Below are 21,930 nucleotides of genomic sequence, written 5' to 3' on the forward strand. Positions count from 1 at the left end.
CGGGGGCGCCGAGTGAGTCACCCGCAGTGATGGGAGGATTGAATACATGGCTCCCCGAGACACCGTCGACGCCGTTTCCGCAGGTGGAGGCACCAAGCAGGCTATTCGCGACGCCGCGGTGCAGCTTTTCGCCGCCAAGGGTTTCGAGCAGACGAGCCTGCGCGAGGTCGCCGATATGGTGGGGATCACAAAGGCGTCGCTGTACTACCACTACGCGTCGAAGCTGGATCTGCTCCTGGCGATCATCGATCCGATCATCGACCACATGCGCGACATCGTCACCGACATCGACGCCGTCCCGTACAACGACGAGGGCATCCGCGCGGTGCTGCGCACCTACCTGCGCGGGATGATCCGGCACCGCGCCGCCGGCGCGCTGTGCGTGCGCGATACGGCGGCGATCGTCAACGCCATCGCCGATCGCTACCCCGATCTCATGGAGCCGACCAGGGAACTGCGCACCTGGCTGGCCGGTCCCGACCCGGACCAGGAGGCGATGCTGCGCGCGGCCGCCGCCATCGAGGTGCTCGGGGTCGCGCTGCTGTCGTCGGAACTGGCGCCCGGCGCGACCGACGAGATGGTCGAGAAGACCCTGCTCGACGCGGCGACCTGCGTGCTGACCGCCTGCGGGCGGTCGGCCTGAGCGGGCGGCCCGCCGCTCCCGCCGGGTCGACCGCGTAAGTTCGAGACGTGCATATCACCGCCAGGGTCGATTACGCGGTGCGAACGCTGCTGGAACTTGCCGCGACCGACGGCGTCGTCAAGGCCGAGGCGATCGCCGCCGCCGCGCAGATCCCACCGAAGGTGCTCGAGACCGTGCTGGCCGAGCTGCGCCGCGCCGACCTCGTGCTGAGCAGGCGCGGCCCCGACGGCGGCTATCGGCTCGGCAGGCCGGCGCCGGAGATCTCGGTGGCCGACGTGATCCGCGCCGTCGAATCGCCGCTGGCCTCGGTCCGCGGGCAGCGCCCGGAGGACGTGCGCTACCCGGGCGCCGCCGAACCGCTGCAGCAGGTGTGGATCGCGCTGCGGGTCAACATCAGGGCCGTGCTGGAGAACGTCTCCATCGCCGATATCGCCACCGACCGACTGCCAGGTTTCATCGGTGAGCTGGTCGCCGACCCCGGCGCCTGGGCGCGTCGCGAGCCGCGGACCCCCGCCGGCGCGTAGTTCATCCACAGGCTGGACTTGTCCACAGGGCGGGTAAAAGTCGGCGGCGACGGTCACCCGCACGCGGTAGCCTGCGACCACCATGTTGATCACCCTGCTGCGGACCTACCTGGCCCCGTACCGCGCTCAGCTGGCCGGTGTCCTCGTGCTCCAGCTGATCTCGGTCATCGCGATGCTCTACCTGCCCAGCCTCAACGCCGACCTCATCGACAACGGCGTGACCAAGGGCGATATCGGCTACATCTGGTCCACCGGCCTGTTCATGCTCGCGGTCAGCTGCGTGCAGATCGTGGCCTCGTCGGCGTCGGTGTACCTCGGTGCCCAGGCGGCCATGGGCGCGGGCCGGGACATGCGCGGTGGCGTGCTGCACCGGGTCGAGACGTTCTCGGCCAGGGAGGTCGGCCTGTTCGGCGCGCCGTCGCTGATCACCCGCTCGACCAACGACATCCAGCAGGTGCAGCTGCTCATCGTCATGTCGGTGACGATTCTGGTGATGGCGCCGATCATGTGCGTCGGCGGCGTCATCATGGCGCTGCGCGAAGATCTCGGCCTGTCCTGGCTGCTGCTGATCGCGGTCCCCGCGCTCGCGCTGGCCATGGGCACGATCGTGGCCCGCATGGTGCCCGGCTTCCGGCAGATGCAGGCGCGCATCGATGAGGTGAACCGGGTGCTGCGCGAGCAGATCACCGGCATCAGGGTGGTGCGGGCGTTCGTGCGCGAGCGGCAGGAGATCTGGCGCTTCGGGATGGCCAACACCGCGCTCACCGACGCCTCGCTGCGGGTCGGCAAGCTGATGGCGCTGATGTTCCCGACGGTCATGCTGATCAGCAACGTCACCGCCGTCGCGGTGATCTGGTTCGGCGGTCACCACGTCGACAACGGGACGATGCAGATCGGCTCGCTCACCGCGATGCTGTCCTACATCATGCAGATCCTGATGGCCGTCATGATGGCCTCGTTCCTGGCGATGATGGCGCCGCGCGCCGCCGTCTCGGCCGACCGGATCGGCGGGGTGCTCGAGACCGAGTCCTCGGTCCGGCCGCCACGGCTGCCGCAGCCCTTCGCCGCCGACCCGGCCGCGGTCGACCTGCAGTTCGCCGAGTTCGCCTTCCCCGGCGCGGAGAAGCCGGTGCTGCGCGGCATCCGGTTCCAGGTCGCCCCCGGCACGACGACCGCGATCGTCGGCGCCACCGGCTCGGGCAAGACCACCCTGATCAACCTGATTCCCCGGCTGATCGACGTCACCGACGGCGCGGTCTACGTCGGCGGCACCGACGTGCGCCACCTCGACCTCGAGCTCCTGCGCGGCGGCATCGGCCTGGTACCGCAGAAGGCCTACCTGTTCTCCGGCACCGTCGCGAGCAATCTGCGCTACGGCAAGCCCGAGGCCACCGACGAGGAACTGTGGCACGCGCTCGAGGTGGCCCAGGCGGCCGATTTCGTGCGCGAGATGCCGCAGGGGCTCGATACCCCCGTCGCCCAGGGCGGCACCACGGTGTCGGGTGGGCAGCGGCAGCGCCTGTGCATCGCCCGCGCGCTGGTGCGCAGGCCGCGCGTCTACCTGTTCGACGACTCGTTCTCGGCGCTCGACGTCGCCACCGACGCCCGGCTGCGCGCCGCGCTCAGGCCCGAGACCGCCGACGCGTCGGTGCTCATCGTCGCCCAGCGGATCGCGACCATTCGCGACGCCGACCAGATCGTCGTCCTGGAGGACGGCGCGATGGCGGGCATCGGTACGCACGAGCAGCTGATGCAGCGCTGTCCCGAGTACCGCGAGATCGTCGAGTCCCAGCTGAGTGTGGAGGAGGCTCGATGAGGCCCGGTGCTCCGGTACCCGGCGCGCCGGGTACGAAGGCCAAGTCGTTCGGACCGTCGCTGAAGCGACTGCTGCGCAGGCTCGCGCCGGAACGCTTCGCCGTCGGCGTGATCGTCGCGCTGGTGATCACCTCGGTGGTGCTCAACACGCTCGGCCCCTACCTGCTCGGCAAGGCCACCAACCTGGTCTTCGACGGTTTCGTCGGCAAGCAGCTCGACCCGCGGTTCAGCAAAGAGCAGACCATCCAGATGCTGCGCGACCGCGGCGAGAACACCCGCGCCGACATGCTCTCGGCGATGAACGTCATCCCGGGCACCGGCATCGACTTCGACGCCGTCGCGCGCGTGCTGCTGATCGTGCTCACCCTGTATGTGGCGGCCTCGGTATTCGGCTGGCTGCAGGGCTACCTGCTCAACATCGTCATCAACCGGACCGTCAAGCGCCTGCGCGACGACGTCGAGGACAAGCTGCACCGGCTCCCGCTGCGCTACTTCGACTCCGCGCCGCGCGGTGACGTGCTCAGCCGCGTCACCAACGACGTCGACAATGTCTCGCAGAGCCTGCAGCAGACGATGAGCCAGCTGCTGGTCTCGCTGTTCACCGTGGTCGGCATCCTGATCATGATGTTCTGGATCTCGCCGCTGCTGGCGCTGATCGCGCTGCTCACCGTGCCCGCGGCGATCATCGTCACGGCGCAGATCGCCAAGCGGTCCAAGCCGCACTTCGTCGACCAGTGGAAGTACACCGGTTCGGTGAACGCTTCGGTCGAGGAGGCCTACACCGGCCACGAGATCATCACCGCGTTCGGCCGCAGCCGCGAGGTCGGCAAGGAGTTCGACGAGCGCAATCAGAAGCTCTACGACGCGAGCTTCAAGGCGCAGTTCATCTCCGGCCTGATCATGCCAGCCATCATGTTCCTGGGGAACGTGAACTTCGTGTTCATCGCGCTGGTCGGCGGTCTGCGGGTGGCCACCGGCAACCTGTCGCTGGGTGACGTGCAGGCGTTCATCCAGTACTCGCGTCAGTTCAGCCAGCCGCTCACGCAGATCGGCGCGATGGCCAACCTGCTCCAGTCCGGCGTCGCCTCGGCCGAGCGGATCTTCGAGATCCTCGACGCCGAGGAGCAGAGCCCCGACCCGGCGACGGAGAACCAGCGCCCGGTCGATCGCGGACGGGTCGAGTTCGAGGCCGTCTCCTTCGGCTACGACCCCGAGGTGCCGGTCATCGAGCGGTTGTCGCTGGTCGCCGACCCAGGCCACGTCGTCGCGATCGTCGGCCCGACCGGCGCGGGCAAGACCACCCTGGTCAACCTGCTCATGCGCTTCTACGAGCTCGACGCGGGCACCATCGCGATCGACGACGTCGACATCACCACCATCACCCGCGACCATCTGCGCTCGCGGATCGGCATGGTGCTGCAGGACACCTGGCTGTTCAAGGGCACGATCCGGGAGAACATCGCCTACGGCGACCCGAACGCCTCCGAGCACGACATCCTGGCCGCGGCCCGCGCCGCCTACGTCGACCGGTTCGTGCACGCGCTGCCGCACGGCTACGACACGGTGATCGACGAGGAGGGCGGCGGTGTCAGCGCGGGCGAGAAGCAGCTGATCACCATCGCGCGCGCGTTCCTGGCCAAGCCGTCGATCCTGATCCTCGACGAGGCGACCAGCTCGGTCGACACCCGCACCGAACTGCTGGTCCAGCAGGCGACCGCGGCCCTGCGCCGCGACCGCACCAGCTTCGTCATCGCGCACCGGCTCTCGACCATCCGCGACGCGGATCTGATCGTGGTGATGGAGAAGGGCCGCATCGTCGAGCACGGCTCGCACGAGCGGTTGCTCGAGGAGCGCGGCGCGTACTACCGCCTCTACAACGCGCAGTTCGCGGCGGCGGAACTGTAGGCGACCGGCGCGTCACCCGGGCGGGTGCCGCGCCGGGCCGTGCTGGCACGATGGGCTGGTGGCCGATCCCAGCGAGTTCTCCTTCACCGTAGGCACCCGTCTCGACGGCGGGCGGCACGGCCGTACCGGCGTCATCGGTACCCCGCACGGCGAGATCGCCACGCCCGCCTTCATCCCGGTGGGCACCAAGGCGTCGGTGAAGGCGGTGCTGCCGGAGACGATGAAGGATCTCGGCGCGCAGGCACTGCTCGCCAACGCCTACCACCTGTACCTGCAGCCCGGTGCCGACATCGTCGACGAGGCGGGCGGTCTCGGCACCTTCATGAACTGGCCGGGCCCCACCTTCACCGACAGCGGCGGTTTCCAGGTGATGTCGCTGGGCGTCGGGTTCAAGAAGGTGCTCGCGATGGAAGCGGTCGACATCCGCTCCGACGAGGTGATCGCCGAGGGCAAGGAACGGCTGGCCACCGTCGACGACGACGGCGTCACCTTCCGCTCGCACCTCGACGGCTCCAAGCACCGTTTCACCCCCGAGGTGTCGATGGGCATTCAGCACCAGCTCGGCGCCGACATCATGTTCGCCTTCGACGAGCTGACCACCCTGCTGAACACCCGTGGCTACCAGGAGAAATCGCTCCAGCGCACGCACGAGTGGGCGCAGCGCTGCATCGATGAGCACGAGAAGCTCACCGGCGAGCGCGGGCACCGGCCCTATCAGGCGCTGTTCGCGGTGATCCAGGGCGCGCAGTACGAAGACCTGCGCCGCAAGGCCTGTCGCGAGCTCGAGGAGATCCGCGGGGCCGGCGGAACGGAATTCGACGGCTACGGCATCGGCGGCGCGCTGGAGAAGCACAATCTCGGCACCATCGTCGGCTGGTGCTGTGACGAGCTGCCCGAGCACAAGCCGCGGCACATGCTCGGCATCAGCGAACCCGAGGACATGTTCGTCGCCATCGAGAACGGCGCCGACACCTTCGACTGCGTGAACCCGTCGCGGGTGGCGCGCAACGCGGCGATCTACGTCGACCGGGGCCGGTTCAACATCAACACCAGCCGCTTCCGCCGCGATTTCACCCCGATCGACGAGAACTGCGACTGCTACACCTGCGCCCACTACACCCGCGCCTACCTGCACCACCTGTTCAAGGCCAAGGAGATGCTCTCGGCGACGCTCTGCACGATCCACAACGAGCGGTTCACCGTGCGGCTGGTCGACCGCATCCGCGCCAGCATCGAGGGCGGCTATTTCGACGAGTTCAAGACCGAGTTCCTGGGCCAGTGGCAGGGGCGGATCAAGGCTCCGGAGGCGTAGCGGCGGACCGGAGACCGATCCGCCGCCTGCCGCCTAGTCGTGCAGGGCGTCGACCTTCGCCGGAGCGTAGGTCGGTTCGGTCTTCTTGAGGATCGCGATCACGCGGTAGGTGATCGGCATGACGAGGATCTCGACCAGCGTCTTCCACAGGAAGCCGACGATCACGTAGTTGACGAACGACTGCCAGCTGTCGATGCCGATAGCGGTGGCGGCGATCGAGCAGAAGATCAGCGTGTCGGCGAACTCGCCGATCACCGTGGAGCCGAGCAGCCGCGCCCACAGGTGCTTTTCCTTGGTGCGTTCCTTGATCATCACCAGGGTGGCCGAGTTCAGCAGCTGACCGACGAAGTAGCCGGCCAGGCCGGCGAGCACGAGCTGCGGGGTGGTGCCGAGGACCGTCCGGAACGCTTCCTGGTTCTCGTAGAAGCCGGCGGCGGGCAGCCGGATCGCGATCGCGAAGCACGCGACGGTGAGCAGCAGTGCGCCGAAACCGGTGTAGATGGCGTGGCGGGTGGCACGGAAGCCGTACACCTCGCTGAGCACGTCACCCAGGATGTAGGCGAGGGGGAACAGGAAGAAGGCGCCGTCGGTCGCGATCGGCAGGATCTGCAGCGGGCCGAGCATCACCGATTTGTCGGCGAAGAATTCGACGCCCTTGGTGGCGCAGATGTTGGAGATGATCAGTGTCGCCGTGAACACGGCGACGATTACCGGGTAGAACCCCCGCGCAACCTGGGCGAATGCCGCGTGGTCCGGCGCGGGGTGCCCAGATTCGGCAGGTTGGTCGAGAGTGTTTGCATCAGTCACGGCTCCTATCCAACCAAGGTCGCGGTACCTCACGGGCGTCGGTTGTGGAATACGCTGTACCAATGACGAATCCCGGCGATTCCGACGAATGGTGGAAGCAGTACGGCGGCTCCGGCGTGTCGCCGGAGTCCGGCGCGCCGGGCTCGGTGCCGCAGTACCCGTCCGCGCAGCCGTCGCAGCCCCCCAGCTACCCGTCGGCGCCGCAGTACCCGCAGCAGCCCGCCCCTCCGCCGTCGCAGCCGCAGTACCCCAACTACCAGCAGCCGTCGGCGCCGCAGTACCCGCAGCAGCCGCCGCCGCAGCAGCCCGGCTACGGTGCCTACCCCGCCGCGGGTGGGTACCAGCCCTACGGCGGGTTCCCGCAGCCGCAGGGCACCAACGGCCTGGCGATCGGCGCGCTGGTCTCCTCGCTGGTCGGCCTGTGCACCTGCATCGGCTCGATCGTGGGCATCGTGCTCGGGGTGATGGCGCTCAACCAGATCAAGGAGCGCGGCGGTGAAGGCCGCGGCATGGCGCTGGCCGGCATCTGGATCGGTGCGATCACGCTCGTGCTCGGCCTGCTGTACGTGGTGTTCGTCATCGTGCTCGGGGTAGCGGGCGGGTTGGATTCCTCCTCGTCGTACTGACTTCCGCAGAAACGATCAGGGGCGCTTCCGGATTCGGAAGCGCCCCTGACGTTTGTGGTCAGCCGGGAAATCAGCCCTTGACGACCTGCGTGCCGCCGGCGAACTTGTCGTGCCAGCCCTGCTTGTTCGGGTCCTGGGAGATGGTGACCATGATGTAGATCGCCAGGCCAAGGCTGATCAGGCCACCGACGCACGGGATCAGGCCGACGATCTGGAACAGGTTGCGCTTGGCCGACTGCTCCGGGGTCAGGTTCGGCGCGCCACCGGGGGCGACGACCCGCAGGCCCAGCATCTTCTTGCCGAGCGAGGTGCCCTGGGTGACTTCCATGGCGATGAAGTAGCCGTAGACCGCCAGCGAGATGACGGCGCCGCCGATGAACTGGTAGGTGCTGCCGCTGAACACCAGCGCCAGCACGATCGCGAGCGGGAGGCTGACGATCAGGTTGTCGATGACGCGCGCGCCGATCCGGACGCCCAGATCGGCGGGCTGCACGCCGCCGTAACCCTGCTGGCCGTAGCCGCCCTGCCCGCCCGGGTAGGCCTGCTGGCCGTACGGGTCCTGGCCGTAGGCCGGCTGCTGCTGGCCGTAGGGGTCCTGGCCGTAACCGGGCTGGGGCTGCCCGTACGGCTGCTGCTGCCCGTATCCCGGCTGCTGCTGGCCGTAACCCGGCTGCTGCTGGCCGTAGGGGTCCTGGCCGTAGCCGCCGGGCTGACCGCCCTGCGGGTACTGGTTGGGGTCGTAACCACCGCTGGTCATAAATTCGTCCTCGTCGTGATCAGGAGATCGGTCGATGCGTACGTTACGGACATCCCTCTGGTCGGAACAACCCGATAGGCTCGAGTATCCACGGTTTTGCCGGTATCCGCGCCGGGTCGAAAACTTCACGGAGCTCGGTTGTTGTCCGCGCGTCGTATCCGAGGGAATCGGCGATGGCCGCCACCACATCCTCGGGCGTGTTGCCCAGGGCGCGCTGATCCGAAAGACTCACGGCACCGTCACGTTTGGCCAGCCGCTTGCCCTCGGCGTTGAGCACCAGCGGGACATGCGCGTATTGCTGCGGGGCCAACCCGAGCAGTTCCGCGAGGTAAGCCTGGCGCGGGGTGGACGGCAGCAGGTCGTCCCCGCGGACCACCTGGTCGACGCCCTGATCCGCGTCGTCGACGACGACCGTGAGGTTGTAGGCGGGGATACCGTCGCCCCGGCGCAGCACCAGATCGTCGACGGCGCCACGGTATTCGCCGTGCAGTAGATCGGTGATCGGGTAGTCGTCGATGTCGGCGCGCAATCGCAGTGCGGCAGGCCGTCCTTCGGCGCGCTTGGCCGCGCGCTCGGCGTCGCTCAGGTGTCGGCAGGTCCCCGGGTAGGCGCCCATCGGTCCGTGCGGCGCTGTCGCGGCCTGCTGGATCTCCCTGCGGGTGCAGAAACATTCATAGGTGCGCCCGGCGGCGGCGAGTTCGGCGATGGCGCGGTCGTAGAGCGCGAGCCGGTCGGATTGGCGCACCACGGGGCCGTCCCAATCGATGCCGATCGCGGCGAGGTCGTCGAGCTGGCGTTCGGCGGCGCCGGGGCGGACCCGGTCGAGATCGTCGATCCGGAGCAGGAAGTCGCGTCCGGTCGTGCGGGCGAAGAGCCAGGCCAGGATCGCGGTGCGCAGATTGCCCAGGTGCAGTTCACCCGAGGGGCTCGGGGCGTACCGGCCCGCGCCGGTGGAGGGGCTGGTTGGCACCGCACCATCCTAGGTGGCCGACGCGTGGCACAGCCGCGGTCGCAGCTGCTCCTCGGCGATCGGGTCGCCCGCGTCCAGCGCGGCGAGCAGCACGGCCGCGTGGGCGATCAGCCCGGTCCGGTCGACATCGTGCTGCTGAGCATTCGCCGGGTAGGCCCCGAGCCGCTCGCTCGCGCGGCGCAGCAGAGTACCCGCGCCCTTGGCGTTTCCACGCTGGATGTGGGTGATGCCGACGGCGTATTGCGCCAGCCCCTGCCAGAGCATCCGCTCGGCTACCGGTCCGTTCTTCCACGCCGCCTCCAATACCTCGTGGGCATTGAATGCCAAACCGTCGTCCAGCAGTTGCTGAGCGAAGGTGAGAGTTTGCTGGGGTGCCAGCTCGAGGTCGTCCGGAATTCGGGCGACTCCGGCACTGCCGGGGGGCAGCGGCCTGCCGAGTCGGTCCCTGGGGCGGTCGTTGCGGGCACGACCTGCGGCATCGCGGTCACGGGAGATCATCACCCCATGATCCTCTGACGCCGTCGGTGGTGCTCGCGAGGCGGCTGAGACAGTCGAGAAATTGACGTATCACGGACTAATCACACGGATGTAAAACTTGATGCGTCAGCCGGTCCGGGAATGGGTACCCGGGTCCGGCAATGCTCCCGCAAACGTGAAGCTTCGCAAGCTTGGCAAACCCATATGAGAAAGCAAATTCTCATCCGCAAACTTGCGGAAGACCTGCTAGTGTTTCTTCCGCGGGGGCAGCCCCCGGAGGCGGAAACGCCTCGATGCGCTGGTTCGTGCCGGTCGGTTGCGCGCACCGTGTGGCAGTGCTCTGTGTGCCACGAAGTAACTCGTCGATCGCACCGGATATCGGAATGTTGCAACGATTCCTGGAGTAATCCCGTTCTCGATCATGCAAAGGAGTAAGTGCCGTGGAAGTTGATGTGACGGACGCTGTGTGGCGGAAGAGCACCTACAGCGGACCCGATGGGAACTGCGTGGAAGTGGCCTTTCTCGCCGGCGGCGATGTCGCGGTCCGCGACACCAAGGATCGCGGTCGCGGTCCCGTGCTGGCCTTCGGACCGGGAGAGTGGCGCGCGTTCTTAGCCGACGTCACCGCGGGAGAGTTCGCGCGCGGCTGAGCCGCGCCATGCGCCTCGAGAAGGCAGCACGGGCCCCGGGTCGGTAGGACTCGGGGCCTTCTCAGTGGTGTGGCCTATCGTGGCCGGATGACCACGATGGCCGCGCGCGACGCGACGATGTACTGGCTGTCGCGCCGCGGCGCCAATGATGTGTTCCTGCTCTACTGTTTCGCCGAAAACGACAGCAGCGCAGAAGAACTCCGCGATTTCATCGCCGACCGTTCGGCGCGCATTCCGGATCTGCGGATCCGGATTCGGGAGATTCCGGGCAACCTCGACTATCCGCGGTGGGAGCCCGCCGAATTCACGTCCCAGCAATTCGTGCACCACCGTCCCAATGGACTCCGGTGGCCCGCACTGCTCGACCGTGTCGGCGAACTGCTGGGTACCGGCGTCGACGGCACCGAAAGTCCTTGGCGTATCCACGTTTTCCGCGCCGTCCTGGACGCGCCCGCGGCGTCGGGGCCCGTGCTCGTCGTCGTGCTGCAGGTGTCGCACGCCCTGGCCGACGGCACCAGGGCGGCGGCTCTCGCGCGCGCACTGTTCGCCCCGTCGCCGGTGGCCGAAGTTATCCCCAGCTCTCCCGGTGTGCCTGTGGACAACTCGGAAGATCGCCCGGTCGCGCCTGTGAAAACTCGCACCCGGCCTGTGGACTACTGGGGACAAGTCTGTGCATGGAGCATCCGGGCCGCAGGTCCGAGAGTGACTGGGGTGCTGCGGTTTCCCCGGCAGCTGGTGACCACCGCTCGCCGGGGACGCGCGGCGCAACTGGCCCAGCGCGAACTCACCGACCGCACCGCGGCGGGCGCGGTACCGGCGCCGACCGCCGGTTTCGCGCCGAACCCGCTGAATCCGAGCGCTCCCGTCGGGGTGTTCGACCATCGGGTCCGCATGCTCGTCGTCGACGCGACGCGGATCCGGGTCCCCGGCCGTACCGTGACAGTCGTTGCCCTGACGGCGGTTTCCCGCGCGCTCGCCGCCTACCTCGCCGAGCGCGGCGAGCACTCCGACCGCCTCGGCACCGCCCTGCCGATGGCGCTGCCCGGCGGCGGCGCGGCCCGCAACCACTACCGCGGCCTGTCGATCGACCTGCACATCGACGAACCCGATCTGGCCGTCCGAGCCGGTCTGATCGCCGCCGACCTCGCGACCCGCCGGGAACGCGCGCTGAATCCACTACTCGCCGTCCAGGATCGGGTCGGCGCGACCGTCCCGGCCGTCTTCGCCGCCCGCGATGTCGCCATGGCCGATCTGGACAGTGTGCCGGCGGCCCTGGACGGCAACACCGTGGTCTCCAGCGTCTACCGCGGCGACGCCGACCTCACCTTCGCCGGCGCCCCTGTCCTGTTCACCGGCGGCTTCCCCGCTCTCGGCGCCGTCATGCACCTGACCCACGGCGTGCACGGTATCGGCGAAACCATCGCGCTGTCGGTGCATTCGGATGTGCGAGTGCTGCCTGATCCGGACCGGTATCTCGCCCTGCTCGCCGACTCGCTGGACGTGGTGGTCGCGGCGCACCGCGCGAACGAGCGCGGCTAGTCGCGCTCGCGGTCCAGCTCGACACCGATGGCCCGCAGGGCCGAGTGCAGTGCGGTGGCGGCGTCGGTGCCCGCGGCTTCGCCTTCGATCAGGCCGTCGATGCGGAAGGGGCAGAAGAAGCCGGTTCCGTTGTCGCCCCGGTGTGGTCGGTCGATCTCGATGAGCGGGCGGGTGGTGCCGCGACCGGCCGCGATGGCGCGGGCCAGCGCGGTGTCGGCGGCGCGTGGGTCGCGGCGCCGGGTGCCGGGGAGCGCGGGTGCCGCTTGGGCGTGCACTCGCTCGTACCAGTCGATCACCTCGGATGACGCTGCGCGCGTGCCGGTTTCGTAGTGGCCGAGGGCCGCCCGGCTGTACGGGACGCGGGTGGCCAGCGCGGTCAGGGATAGTCCGGCTTCCTCGCGGAGTTGTCGCAAACGTGCCCCGACGACGGTGATCTCGTCGTTCCCCTGCTCGCCCCGACTGGACATGGACACACCGTAGCGAACTGTAGACGTTTGTAGACGCTTTTTGCTGTCCAAAAGGTCTTGACGACGACCATACTTTGCTGCGGTGGCTTCGACACCACCATACCGCGCCACCCGCGTAGTACCGACTGGTTCGGAGGGGACAGATGGACATCTACCTGTGGATTGCTGTGGGCCTGTTCGTGTTCGGAGCGCTGACCCGCTACCTGCTACTGCTGCCACCCGTGGAGCCGGGGCGGCCGACCGTCGGCGACATCCTGCGCCGGCTTCAGGCCGAGCGCGAACTCCCCGGCCACGACTCGACCGTGCCGTCGGTGCGAACCAGTTCCGACAGGAGCTTCTCGGCGTCGGACTTCTCCCTGGCCAGCGCGCTCCAGCCGCGGACGACACCGTCGGGGCCGGATTTCGTCGTCCACGAGCCGACCGCATGAGCGCCCTGGGGGTGCAGCGAGTAGTAGATGGTGCCGATCGGCCGCGCGACATCCATGCCACGGACCCAGCCGGTGAGCGCGTCACCGTCCCACACCCGCATCTCGCCGCGCATCTGCGCGGCCGGGTCGTCCTGCGCCGCAGCGGGTTCGGCGGCCGAGTCGATGAGCAGGTGGTCGCCCTCGTGCCGGATCGTCACCGGCGTTACCTCGACCTCGTCGCCGTGGTGCGCCGCTTTCTGCCAGGCTGCCCACCAGCGGCCCGCCAGATCGATCCGGTTGTCGACGATGCCCGCCAGCTCGGCGAGCGAGATCTGCAGCGCGTCGGCCAGCCGGATCGCCACCGGCAGCGTCGGCGACTGTTCCTCCGATTCGTACCGGGTGATCTGCCGCGAGCTCACCCCGATCGCGGTCGCGAGCGCGGGCTGCGAGAGCCCGAGCAACCGCCGCCGCTCCTGGATCACCTTCCCCGTCCCGGTGTTCATACAGTCATCGCCTCCATCGCCGGCCCCTACCGTCACACCCTGCTGGACACATCCGCACCAGACCCGCCCACATCGCGGGCCGCCACCCGTGGTCGCGAAGACCGCTGGCGCGCCGCGCATGCCGACTGCGTGGCCGATTCTCCCATCTTCTCGCTTCAGCAGGCTCGTTTCGTGCTGACTCAGCACGACGGCTGCGGTCCGCGCTGCCTCCAGCACCTGGCGGCCACGGCCTACAGCACGGGGCTGATCGAGGACATCTGAGATCGGCCGCGTGCGGCGAACGACACGTTGACGAACTCGTTGCGAGACGGCGAACCGGCCTCGAACGCCGTTACGGTCGAGAGTATGAGTGCGGACCCGGCAATGGAAGGCGACGGCGACACGATCACCGCCCGTCCAGGGCCGCGCACGCGATGGTGGCGACTGCGCCGCCCGTTCGTGCTGCCCTCGCAGCGCGCCACGGCCGACAACATCACCATCGCCCCCACCCCGCTGCAGCCGATCGACCTCACCGACGACGCCGAGGTGTCGCAGGTGCTCGACCTCGCCGTGCGGGTGGGGGAGGTGGTACTCGCCGCCGGTACCGGTGTCATCGACACCTCGGCGCAGGTCCGCTTCATCGCCTCGACCTACGGCCTGGACAAATGCGATATCGACGTCACCTTCGACGCCATCCGCATCTGGGCCGATCGCGGCCCGCGCCTGCCCCCGGCCAGCGATATGCGGGTGGTGAAGTACCGCTCGCTCGACTTCACCCGGCTGGCCGCGGTCGACCGGCTGACCCGGCGGATTCGCAGCCAGGTCGTCCCGGTCGACCAGGCGCACGCCGCGCTGGACGAGATCGTCTCCGGGGCGCACCCGTATCCGCGCTGGGTCTCGACGATGGGCTGGTCCCTGCTGGCGGCGGCCATCGCGGTGCTGCTCGGCGGCGGCGCGCTGCTCGCCGTCATCAGTTTCGCGACCACGGCGCTGATCGACGTGGTCAACCGGGCGCTGCACCAGCTCGGCCTGCCGATCTTCTTCCAGCATCTGGTCGGTGGTGTCATCGCCGCCGCGCCCGCCATCGCGCTCGCCGCGATCAGTGATCACTGGCGGGCCGACGCCGCGCTGATCGTCGCCGCGGGCATCACGGTGCTGCTGTCCGGGCAGCAGCTGGTCGGTTCGGTGCAGGACGCCATCACCGGCGCGCCGATCACGGCGGCCGCGCGCATGCTCGAAGTGGTGATGATGACCGGCGGCATCGTCGCGGGTATCGGCCTGGCCCTGCGGGTTTCGACCATGCTCGGGATCGCGGTGCCGGAGATCGCGGACAGCGCGGGCCGCGACACCGAGTTCCTGGCGATCAAACTGAGCGCGGGCGCGGTGGCCGCGATCGCCTTCGCGATGGCCTGTTACGCCGAACGCCGGGCCCTGTTCGCGGCCGGGCTGAGCGGCGCGGCGGGCACCGTGGCCTACCTCGTCGCCCAGGACATCGGGTTCGGTCCGGTCGTCGCCTCCGGGATGGCGGCCACGCTGATCGGCCTGGCCGGTGGTCTGATGGCCCGCCGCGCGCTCACGCCGCCGCTGGTCGTCGCGGTCGCGGGCATCACGCCGCTGCTGCCGGGTCTGAAGGTGTATCGCGGCCTGTACGCGCTGCTCGAGGACGAGACGCTGCTCGGGTTCGGGCAGATCCTCGGCGCGTTCGGTGTGGGGTGCGCGCTGGCCGCGGGCGTCATCCTGGGCGAATGGTTCGACCGCCTGCTGAGCCGCCGTGGCGCGCCGCGCGACTTCGACCCGACCTACACCAGCGATCGATAGTCAGGTCTGGACGAGGGTGCGCGGCCCGTCGGCCGCCGTCTCGGCGGGCGCGGGGTCCTGGACGCGCGGTTTGCCCGCGGCCCAGCGCATCTGACTGCGCGCCGCGGGTGCCTCGGTCGAGGCGGGGATGACGAGCAGCGCGAGGTCGGCGCCATTGCTGCCGACCAGATGCATGATGCGCGAGGCCTGCTCGGCCGACGCCTCGGATTCGGTGGCATGCCAATCGAATCCGAGCCGGGCCAGCTTGCCGATCCGCGGCGAGACGGCCTGCACCAGCTGGTGCAGTTCGGTCATCGGCTGGTCGGTGCGCGGCCACCAGGCGCCGTCGATCGGGCCCGTGATGGCATGTCGCTCACGCAGCATCAGCCGGATCGGCCCGGACGCGTCGCGGCCGATGCTCGTGTCAGGTGATGTAGTCACTACGAATTTTCTTCCTGAAGTCTGGGGCGCCGTCGAAGAACAATCGACCGGCGCACGCCGTCCGTTTACGGACGGGCACTGGGGATGGGTACCCACTCCGCTGTGTCGGCACGCACACATCTGGGACGGCGGCGACACCGGCGGGTGGGTTGGTGGGGGTTTCCCGCACCATCGGGGCTCACTCTACGGAAGCCCACCGACAGATCCACCGATTAAACGAACAGGGCCCCGACCGGCGAACCGATCAGGGCCCTGCTGTGGCGGAGGATAGGGGATTTGAACCCCTGAGGGCGTTAACCCAACCCGCGTTCCAGGCGAGCGCCATAGGCCACTAGGCGAATCCTCCGTGGAGCAGCATAGCGGTCCCGGTGCCCCGGTGTAAAAACGGGTCGGGTCGGTCAGGGTGGATCGGGAGACTATACGGCTCCGTACACTGGTTGCTCCGGCCGCTCATCCGGCGGTCCGGCCGAGGCGATATGAGGTGGAACACGTCGTGGGTACCGCGCGAACTCCCCGGGAGCGCTGGGTCGAGGAAGGGCTGAGCGTGCTGGCCGCCGCCGGCGTCGACGCGGTCCGGGTCGAGGCGCTGGCCAAGCGCATCGGCGTCACCAAGGGCGGGTTCTACGGCTACTTCGCCGATCGGGACGCACTGCTCGTGGCGATGCTGGAGCAGTGGGAGCGCGAGGCGGTCGACCAGGTGCTCGAACAGGTCGAGCAGGCGGGCGACCCGAAGGCCAAAGCCCGCCTGGCGGGTGTGCTCACCTTCTCCAGCGACCGGCTGCTGCCCATCGACCTCGCGATCCGCGACTGGGCCCGCCGCGACGACGACGTCGCCGCGCGACTGCGCCGGGTCGACAATCGCCGAATGGACCTGCTGCGCGAGACGATCGGCGCCTTCTGCGCCGACCCCGACGAGGTCGAGGCCCGCAGCCTGCTCGCCTTCTGCGCGGTGATCGGCGGGCACTTCCTGGCCGCCGACCACGAGGGCCGCACCCGCACCCAGGTGCTGGCCCGCGCCGCCGACCTGCTGTTCGAGCCGCGCTGACGCTACTTCTTCAGCCCCGTGAGCGCCTTCTGCGCCTGGGCTTTCGCGACCGTGGCGACCTCGTCGGTATTGATGGTCTCGCCCTCTGCCCGCGAAAGGGTGATCTGCACCTTCACCGAGACATTGCTGTCGGCGACGGCGACGGTGTAGGTCAGCCGCGGGCCGACGACGTCGCGCGTCTCGGATTTCCAGTAGCCCTCCGAGCCGATCCCGGTGACCGGGCCCGAGGCGAGGCCCGAACCCGAAGTGCCGGTGTCGTATTCCTTCCACCGGGTGTAGGAGGGGTCGCCGTAGGCGTCGTTGAATTCGACGTCAAGGTCGATCTCGGCGTCGTTGGTCTGGTACTTGCTGCGCGGCGATTTGCTGGAGTAGTCCGCAGTGCACGAGAGCCTGCCGCCGGTGGAGCTGGTGGGCTGGGTCTCCTTGTGCTCCGGGCTGCCCTTGGGGTCCGAGGACCACTTCTTCAGCACCGTCGGGTCGATGAGCGAGCAGGCGTTGGAGATGGAGGTCATCGCGTAGTTGCCCTCCATCTTCTTCTTGCGGTCGTTCTCCATCGAGGTCAGCGGGTCGGACGGGTCGTCGCGGGTGGCGACCGCGACGCCGACGACACCGATACTGACCACCGCGAGCAGCCCGACGACACCGGCGATGATCAGCCCGTTCTTGTTCCCGGACGGCCGGGGCGGCATCCCGTAGGCGGGCTGCTGGTAGCCGGGGCCGTACGGGGGCGGGGGCTGCTGTGGATAACCGGCCTGTGGCGCGCTCGGGACGGAGGGGTACTGGCCGTAGCCGGGCTGCCCCTGCGCCGGGTGGCCGTACCCCGGCTGCGGCTGGTCGGCGGCCGGATTGAACACCGTGGGATCGGCGCCCGCGTTCGTCGGCGTCGACCACCAGTGCACGGTCGGATCGGACTGTCCAGGCTGATCGCCGGATCCCTGCTGGGAATTCGTCATGGTTCGGCCCCCTCCGGTTTCGATACGGGACAAGCCCCGTCGATTCGACGCGATCGTATCGACCCCCCGCTGCGAGGGGCACATCGAACCGCTACACTGGCCGACGGATCCCGCGCGGCGCGCATCCTGTGAACTCCCCCAGGGCCGGAAGGCAGCAAGGGTCAACGGGCTCTGCCGGGTGCGCGGGGTCCCCTTAATTTTTCGGGGACCCCCGCCGGATCGATCCGCCTACGCACCTTCGCAGCGTGCGAGCCTGATTCGGCCCCGGATACCCCACCGATTCCGAGCAACCGCCGGGTAACGTTGCGGGTGTCGGCACGCGCAGCGTGCACCACCCACCTTGCTGCTTCGAAAGGCTGCCCAGGATGCCCCGGCAAACGCAGATCGGTTTGATGAGCCACGCGGAACTCGTGTCCGAGCACGAGTCCCAGACCGCGAATTACGCGACGCTCCAGACCGAGAAGCTCACCCTGGACCTCACCCGAGGTAAGCCCTCACCGGAACAACTCGACCTATCCGCGTCGCTGCTCGCCCTCCCGGGCGACGGCGACTTCCGCGACGGGTCGGGTGTGGACTGCCGCAACTACGGCGGCCTCAACGGCCTGCCCGAGCTGCGCGCCATCTTCGGTGAGCTGCTCGGCATCCCGGTCGAGCAGCTGATCGCGGGCAACAACGCCAGCCTCGAGCTCATGCACGACAACATCGTCTTCGCGATGCTCTACGGCACTCCCGACTCCCCGCGCCGCTGGGCTGCGGAGGAGACGATCAAGTGGCTGTGCCCGGCCCCCGGCTACGACCGGCACTTCGCGATCACCGAGGCACTCGGCATCGAGATGATCGCCGTCCCGATGAACAACGACGGCCCCGACACCAGGGCCATCGCGGCGCTGCTGGCCGACGACCCGCAGATCAAGGGCCTGTGGGCGGTGCCCAACTACGCCAACCCGACCGGCGCCGTCTTCTCCGAAGAGGTTGTCCGCGAGCTGGTCTCGATGAAGGCCGCCGCGCCGGACTTCCGGCTGTTCTGGGACAACGCCTACGCGGTGCACCCGCTCACCGACACCGCGGCGCCGGTGCTCGACGTGCTCGGCATGGCCGCGGCGGCGGGCAACCCGAACCGCCCGCTGGTGTTCGCCTCCACCTCCAAGATCACCTTCGCCGGCGCCGGCGTGAGCTTCTTCGGCGCTTCGAAGGCCAACCTCGACTGGTACCTCGGGCACGCGTCGAAGAAGAGCATCGGCCCCGACAAGCTCAACCAGCTGCGGCACCTGCGCTTCTTCACCGACGCCGAGGGCGTGCGCGAGCACATGCAGAAGCACCGCAGGCTGCTCGAGCCGAAGTTCGCGCTGGTGCGCCGGATCCTCGAGGACCGGCTCGGCGCGTCCAAGGTGGCGTCCTGGACCGAACCCAAGGGCGGCTACTTCATCAGCCTCGACGTGCTCGACGGCACGGCCGCGCGGGTGATCGCGCTGGCCAAGGACGCGGGCATCGCCCTCACCGCCGCCGGCTCGGCCTTCCCGTACGGCAAGGACCCCGACGACAAGAACATCCGCATCGCCCCCTCCTTCCCGCAGCTGCCGGAGCTGGAGAAGGCGATGGACGGGCTGGCGACCTGCGTGCTGCTCGCGGCCACGGAGAAGCTGCTCGCGGAGCACTGAGCGACGAGGCCGGGCGCGTGCCGACGCGCCCGGCCCTCGGCTCAGCTCGGCTTGTGCACCAGCACGCCGAACATCGTCACCGAGACGTGGACGTCACCGCGATCGGCGCCCGCCTGCAGGTCGGCGAGCAGCCGCGCGTGCTCGGCCTCGGTGATCACCCCGCGCAGCACTGCCAGCCCGGCGATCCGGCTGACCAGCGCGCCGGCGCCGACGCTGCGGTCCTGCACCAGCGCGTGCGAGCCGATCTCGTCGACGACCAGTCCGGCGCCGCTGAGCAGCCCGGCCAGCCTGCGGCCGGACAGCGGGTTCGTCGTCGAGGAGATCAGGGTGTCGATCACCGCGCCGACCACCTGCGGGTCGCCCGGATGCACGATCGAGGTGGCCCAGTCGCTGTCGACCACCACCGCGCGGCCACCCGGCCGCAGCACGCGGGCGATCTCGGCCGCGGCGCGGGCGGGCGCGGTCAGATGCTGGAAGACGCGTTCGCAGAGCACCGCGTCGAAGCTCTCGTTGCCGAACGGCAGGCCGTAGGCGTCGCCGGTGGCGAAGGTCGCCGTCGACTCGCGCTCACCGGCCCGGCGCTGGGCCGAGGTGAGCAGGTTGAGGTCGGGTTCGACGCCGACGGCGGTGCCGGTCGGGCCGACGGCGTCGGCGAAGACGAACACCTCCGAGCCGGTGCCGGAGCCGATGTCGAGGGCGCTCTCGCCCGGTTGCAGGGCCAGCGCGGCGTGACTCCAGGCGCGTAGCCTGCGCATCCCGGGCTGGGTGACCTCCAGGTCGTGGGCGTCGATCAGTTGGTCCTGGCCCGCTTGATCGAAGCGGTCAGGGCGAGGGGTGTAGTCGGTCATACTTACCGCCATCGTGGAAGCTGCAGTCCTCGGGAGCATGGATCCAGAGGCTACTAGTGAAATGTGTCACGATGAATGTATGACTCGAACGCTGTGTCTCGCGCAGGAGGCCGAGGCCGACGAACTCCTCAGCACCGATGATTTCGCGTTGCTGCTCGGCATGCTGCTCGATCAGCAGTATCCGATGGAGCACGCGTTTCGCGGGCCGCGCAAACTCGCCGAGCGCATGGGCGGATTCGATCTGCGCCGGATCGCGGAGGCCGATCCGGCCGAATTCGAGGAGCTCGCCGCCACCCCGCCCGCCATCCATCGCTACGGCCGCTCGATGGCCCGCCGGGCGCAGGCGCTGGCCCAATACGTCATCGAGCACTATGACGGTGTCCCCGCCAACCTCTGGACCAGCGGCGATCCCGACGGCAAGGAGGTGCTGCGCAGGCTGCAGGACCTGCCGGGCTTCGGCGCGCAGAAGGCCAAGATCTTCCTGGCGCTGCTCGGCAAGCAACGTGACGTACATCCCAATGGCTGGCGAAAGGCCGCGGGATCTTACGGCGACGAGGGCTCGCGCCGCTCGGTCGCCGATGTCGTCGACGCCGAAACCCTCGCCGAAGTAAGGGAATTCAAGAAGCAGGCGAAAGCCGCCGCGAAAGCCGCCGGATGAATTCCTAGTTACGATCTGCCTGCTTTTTTCCCTCGTCATCGGTGGTCGTCTGCTCGAAGCTGGCTTCTCGAACAGATCGACAACCGATGAGGGATTGGCAGTTTTATGAAGATGAGGAAGCTCGCCGTGGTCGCGGCGCTCGTGACCATGGCGACCGGTGTTGCTGCGGGCACCTCCTACGCGGCCCCGGCCCCGGACGAAGAGGCCGCTCCGATCAACTACTCCGCCGAGGTCGTCGAAGACTCGAAGGCTGTCATCACCACCGATGCGGGCTCGCTCGTCGTCGAGGACGGCGCCTTCAAGGTCAAGGCCGCCAACGGCACCACCGTCGCGGGTACCCCGCTGACCTTCCGCCTCGACGAGTTCGAGCTGCCCATCGCGGCCGAGATCTCGGGCAACAAGGCCACCCTGAGCCCGGTCTACGACGCCTCCAAGGCCGTCTACAAGCCCGTCGCCCTGCCGTTCGAGAACCAGGCTCCCTGGAAGAACGAGTACGAGCGTGAGCAGGCCGCCTGGTCGCGTCTGACCCAGACCATTTCCCTGGGTGCCACCATCGGCACGCTGGTCGGTGGCCTCGGTGGCGCTGCTGTCGGTTGCATCGCGGGTGCCGGTGCCGGCCTCGTCGCGACCGGTGTGCTGCTGGCGCTGTTCGGCGCGGGCCCGATCGCGGGTTGCGTCGTGGGTGCCACCACGATCGGTGCCCTGGGCGTCATCGCGGGTCAGATCTTCGTGACCGCCCCGGTCGCGATCGGTGCCGCGATCCAGTACTTCATCACCATCACCCAGCCGTACCCGACTCCGGCCCCCTCGCCGGCCAAGTAGTCACGCGGCTCAGCGACCCCTCCGGAACCACGGTTCCGGAGGGGTTCTGCCGTCTGCCCGGGTAGACCGGAATCGGCTTTGCGCGCCCCGCGCGGCCTTCTGACCTGCGGAAATGCTGTGCGTCGCGACACAATCCGCCGGTTCGGCTTGGATGGGTCCGGGTTAGGTGTTAACTTGATTGTTATGTCCGGCAACCATCTTCTCGCCAAGCGGGTCACCTATGTGACCGCCGCTCTCGGCTTGCGGTTGCCGTTGACGCGTGAACTTTGTCGTTCCTGATGCTGCAGCTGAGCCTTCTGCGGCTCGCGAGCTGCCACGCCATACGTG

The 21,930-nt window shown here is 68.8% G+C and carries 22 protein-coding genes, 1 tRNA gene and 1 other RNA gene; 14 read left to right on the forward strand and 10 right to left on the reverse strand.

The window, feature by feature from the left end; translation table 11 throughout:
- Positions 1-46: 46 nt before the first annotated feature.
- The 5 genes from AB0L91_RS13135 (at position 47) to tgt (ending at position 6,199) form a co-directional block, all read left to right on the forward strand.
- A complete protein-coding gene (locus tag AB0L91_RS13135) occupies positions 47-643 on the forward strand; it encodes a TetR/AcrR family transcriptional regulator (protein ID WP_355284011.1) in 597 nt (198 codons plus the stop codon).
- Positions 644-690: 47 nt separating this feature from the next.
- Positions 691-1,167, forward strand: a complete 477-nt coding sequence (locus AB0L91_RS13140) for an Rrf2 family transcriptional regulator (protein ID WP_365009676.1) — start codon at positions 691-693, stop codon at positions 1,165-1,167.
- 82 nt (positions 1,168-1,249) lie between these two features.
- The gene (locus AB0L91_RS13145; protein ID WP_365009678.1) at positions 1,250-2,983 is read left to right on the forward strand and encodes an ABC transporter ATP-binding protein; all 1,734 of its coding nucleotides are present in this window, start codon (positions 1,250-1,252) and stop codon (positions 2,981-2,983) included.
- Entirely contained in the window at positions 2,980-4,887 is a 1,908-nt protein-coding gene (locus AB0L91_RS13150) for an ABC transporter ATP-binding protein (RefSeq protein WP_365009680.1), read from the forward strand. The genes AB0L91_RS13145 and AB0L91_RS13150 overlap by 4 nt, the downstream gene beginning before the upstream one ends.
- 58 nt (positions 4,888-4,945) lie before the next feature.
- The gene (tgt, locus tag AB0L91_RS13155; protein WP_365009682.1) at positions 4,946-6,199 is read left to right on the forward strand and encodes a tRNA guanosine(34) transglycosylase Tgt; all 1,254 of its coding nucleotides are present in this window, start codon (positions 4,946-4,948) and stop codon (positions 6,197-6,199) included.
- Between the two features lie 33 nt (positions 6,200-6,232).
- Here tgt and AB0L91_RS13160 read toward each other — a convergent pair whose 3' ends face one another.
- Positions 6,233-7,015: a queuosine precursor transporter gene (locus AB0L91_RS13160; protein WP_355284091.1), complete on the reverse strand. Its 783-nt coding sequence runs from the start codon at positions 7,013-7,015 to the stop codon at positions 6,233-6,235.
- A gap of 53 nt (positions 7,016-7,068) precedes the next feature.
- Here AB0L91_RS13160 and AB0L91_RS13165 point away from each other — a divergent pair, with 53 nt between their 5' ends.
- Positions 7,069-7,632, forward strand: a complete 564-nt coding sequence (locus tag AB0L91_RS13165) for a DUF4190 domain-containing protein (RefSeq protein WP_355283997.1) — start codon at positions 7,069-7,071, stop codon at positions 7,630-7,632.
- 70 nt (positions 7,633-7,702) lie between these two features.
- On the opposite strand, the gene AB0L91_RS13170 is transcribed toward AB0L91_RS13165, so the two are convergent.
- From AB0L91_RS13170 to AB0L91_RS13180, 3 genes are read right to left on the reverse strand one after another with little or no spacing between them, the layout of a single operon-like run.
- Entirely contained in the window at positions 7,703-8,389 is a 687-nt protein-coding gene (locus tag AB0L91_RS13170) for an RDD family protein (protein WP_365009684.1), read from the reverse strand.
- Positions 8,390-8,432: 43 nt separating this feature from the next.
- Positions 8,433-9,359: a tRNA glutamyl-Q(34) synthetase GluQRS gene (gene gluQRS, locus AB0L91_RS13175; protein ID WP_365009686.1), complete on the reverse strand. Its 927-nt coding sequence runs from the start codon at positions 9,357-9,359 to the stop codon at positions 8,433-8,435.
- Positions 9,360-9,368: 9 nt separating this feature from the next.
- The gene (locus AB0L91_RS13180; RefSeq protein ID WP_365009689.1) at positions 9,369-9,857 is read right to left on the reverse strand and encodes a DUF309 domain-containing protein; all 489 of its coding nucleotides are present in this window, start codon (positions 9,855-9,857) and stop codon (positions 9,369-9,371) included.
- 419 nt (positions 9,858-10,276) lie between these two features.
- Here AB0L91_RS13180 and AB0L91_RS13185 point away from each other — a divergent pair, with 419 nt between their 5' ends.
- Together AB0L91_RS13185 and AB0L91_RS13190 are read left to right on the forward strand one after the other, a co-directional pair.
- Positions 10,277-10,486, forward strand: a complete 210-nt coding sequence (locus AB0L91_RS13185) for a DUF397 domain-containing protein (protein ID WP_189032254.1) — start codon at positions 10,277-10,279, stop codon at positions 10,484-10,486.
- Between the two features lie 87 nt (positions 10,487-10,573).
- On the forward strand, positions 10,574-12,025 hold the full coding sequence (locus AB0L91_RS13190) for a wax ester/triacylglycerol synthase domain-containing protein (protein ID WP_365009691.1): 1,452 nt from the start codon (positions 10,574-10,576) through the stop codon (positions 12,023-12,025).
- Here AB0L91_RS13190 and AB0L91_RS13195 read toward each other — a convergent pair.
- Together AB0L91_RS13195 and AB0L91_RS13200 are read right to left on the reverse strand one after the other, a co-directional pair.
- Positions 12,022-12,492: a helix-turn-helix transcriptional regulator gene (locus AB0L91_RS13195; RefSeq protein WP_365009693.1), complete on the reverse strand. Its 471-nt coding sequence runs from the start codon at positions 12,490-12,492 to the stop codon at positions 12,022-12,024. The genes AB0L91_RS13190 and AB0L91_RS13195 overlap by 4 nt on opposite strands.
- A gap of 265 nt (positions 12,493-12,757) precedes the next feature.
- Positions 12,758-13,402, reverse strand: a complete 645-nt coding sequence (locus AB0L91_RS13200) for a helix-turn-helix transcriptional regulator (RefSeq protein ID WP_355283981.1) — start codon at positions 13,400-13,402, stop codon at positions 12,758-12,760.
- A 345-nt stretch (positions 13,403-13,747) separates the two neighbouring features.
- On the opposite strand from AB0L91_RS13200, the gene AB0L91_RS13205 reads away from it, so the two are divergent.
- Entirely contained in the window at positions 13,748-15,199 is a 1,452-nt protein-coding gene (locus AB0L91_RS13205) for a threonine/serine exporter family protein (RefSeq protein WP_355283979.1), read from the forward strand.
- Here AB0L91_RS13205 and AB0L91_RS13210 read toward each other — a convergent pair whose 3' ends face one another.
- On the reverse strand, positions 15,200-15,619 hold the full coding sequence (locus AB0L91_RS13210; RefSeq protein ID WP_355283976.1) for a DUF5994 family protein: 420 nt from the start codon (positions 15,617-15,619) through the stop codon (positions 15,200-15,202). It abuts the gene before it with no gap.
- Positions 15,620-15,877: 258 nt separating this feature from the next.
- Positions 15,878-15,965: transfer RNA gene (locus AB0L91_RS13215), tRNA-Ser, on the reverse strand.
- Positions 15,966-16,112: 147 nt separating this feature from the next.
- Here AB0L91_RS13215 and AB0L91_RS13220 point away from each other — a divergent pair.
- Complete coding sequence (locus tag AB0L91_RS13220) at positions 16,113-16,664, forward strand: TetR/AcrR family transcriptional regulator (RefSeq protein ID WP_365009698.1); 552 nt, start codon at positions 16,113-16,115, stop codon at positions 16,662-16,664.
- A gap of 2 nt (positions 16,665-16,666) precedes the next feature.
- Here AB0L91_RS13220 and AB0L91_RS13225 read toward each other — a convergent pair whose 3' ends face one another.
- On the reverse strand, positions 16,667-17,617 hold the full coding sequence (locus AB0L91_RS13225; protein ID WP_365009700.1) for a hypothetical protein: 951 nt from the start codon (positions 17,615-17,617) through the stop codon (positions 16,667-16,669).
- Between the two features lie 102 nt (positions 17,618-17,719).
- Here AB0L91_RS13225 and ffs point away from each other — a divergent pair.
- An RNA gene (gene ffs / locus AB0L91_RS13230) (signal recognition particle sRNA small type) lies at positions 17,720-17,814 on the forward strand.
- A 168-nt stretch (positions 17,815-17,982) separates the two neighbouring features.
- Positions 17,983-19,275 (forward strand): aminotransferase class I/II-fold pyridoxal phosphate-dependent enzyme, encoded by a 1,293-nt coding sequence (locus AB0L91_RS13235; protein ID WP_365009702.1) that lies wholly within the window; start codon positions 17,983-17,985, stop codon positions 19,273-19,275.
- Positions 19,276-19,316: 41 nt separating this feature from the next.
- On the opposite strand, the gene AB0L91_RS13240 is transcribed toward AB0L91_RS13235, so the two are convergent.
- A complete protein-coding gene (locus tag AB0L91_RS13240) occupies positions 19,317-20,123 on the reverse strand; it encodes a methyltransferase domain-containing protein (RefSeq protein ID WP_365009705.1) in 807 nt (268 codons plus the stop codon).
- 79 nt (positions 20,124-20,202) lie between these two features.
- Between AB0L91_RS13240 and AB0L91_RS13245 the strand changes: the two genes are divergently transcribed.
- On the forward strand, positions 20,203-20,781 hold the full coding sequence (locus AB0L91_RS13245; RefSeq protein ID WP_357345917.1) for an HhH-GPD-type base excision DNA repair protein: 579 nt from the start codon (positions 20,203-20,205) through the stop codon (positions 20,779-20,781).
- 105 nt (positions 20,782-20,886) lie between these two features.
- A complete protein-coding gene (locus tag AB0L91_RS13250; protein ID WP_365009708.1) occupies positions 20,887-21,603 on the forward strand; it encodes a hypothetical protein in 717 nt (238 codons plus the stop codon).
- Positions 21,604-21,930 lie beyond the last annotated feature (327 nt).

The organism is Nocardia sp. NPDC051833, assembly GCF_040681225.1.
GTDB lineage: Bacteria > Actinomycetota > Actinomycetes > Mycobacteriales > Mycobacteriaceae > Nocardia.

What these genes read in the sequence shown, in the direction of transcription:
- AB0L91_RS13135 (WP_355284011.1), top strand. Translation starts at nt 47, where the DNA reads ATGGCTCCCCGAGACACCGTCGACGCCGTTTCCGCAGGTGGAGGCACC.
- AB0L91_RS13145 (WP_365009678.1), top strand. Translation starts at nt 1,250, where the DNA reads ATGTTGATCACCCTGCTGCGGACCTACCTGGCCCCGTACCGCGCTCAG.
- AB0L91_RS13150 (WP_365009680.1), top strand. Translation starts at nt 2,980, where the DNA reads ATGAGGCCCGGTGCTCCGGTACCCGGCGCGCCGGGTACGAAGGCCAAG.
- AB0L91_RS13165 (WP_355283997.1), top strand. Translation starts at nt 7,069, where the DNA reads ATGACGAATCCCGGCGATTCCGACGAATGGTGGAAGCAGTACGGCGGC.
- AB0L91_RS13170 (WP_365009684.1), bottom strand. Translation starts at nt 8,389, where the DNA reads ATGACCAGCGGTGGTTACGACCCCAACCAGTACCCGCAGGGCGGTCAG.
- AB0L91_RS13180 (WP_365009689.1), bottom strand. Translation starts at nt 9,857, where the DNA reads ATGATCTCCCGTGACCGCGATGCCGCAGGTCGTGCCCGCAACGACCGC.
- AB0L91_RS13190 (WP_365009691.1), top strand. Translation starts at nt 10,574, where the DNA reads ATGACCACGATGGCCGCGCGCGACGCGACGATGTACTGGCTGTCGCGC.
- AB0L91_RS13195 (WP_365009693.1), bottom strand. Translation starts at nt 12,492, where the DNA reads ATGTCCAGTCGGGGCGAGCAGGGGAACGACGAGATCACCGTCGTCGGG.
- AB0L91_RS13200 (WP_355283981.1), bottom strand. Translation starts at nt 13,402, where the DNA reads ATGAACACCGGGACGGGGAAGGTGATCCAGGAGCGGCGGCGGTTGCTC.
- AB0L91_RS13205 (WP_355283979.1), top strand. Translation starts at nt 13,748, where the DNA reads ATGAGTGCGGACCCGGCAATGGAAGGCGACGGCGACACGATCACCGCC.
- AB0L91_RS13225 (WP_365009700.1), bottom strand. Translation starts at nt 17,617, where the DNA reads ATGACGAATTCCCAGCAGGGATCCGGCGATCAGCCTGGACAGTCCGAT.
- AB0L91_RS13235 (WP_365009702.1), top strand. Translation starts at nt 17,983, where the DNA reads ATGCCCCGGCAAACGCAGATCGGTTTGATGAGCCACGCGGAACTCGTG.
- AB0L91_RS13240 (WP_365009705.1), bottom strand. Translation starts at nt 20,123, where the DNA reads ATGACCGACTACACCCCTCGCCCTGACCGCTTCGATCAAGCGGGCCAG.
- AB0L91_RS13245 (WP_357345917.1), top strand. Translation starts at nt 20,203, where the DNA reads ATGACTCGAACGCTGTGTCTCGCGCAGGAGGCCGAGGCCGACGAACTC.
- AB0L91_RS13250 (WP_365009708.1), top strand. Translation starts at nt 20,887, where the DNA reads ATGAAGATGAGGAAGCTCGCCGTGGTCGCGGCGCTCGTGACCATGGCG.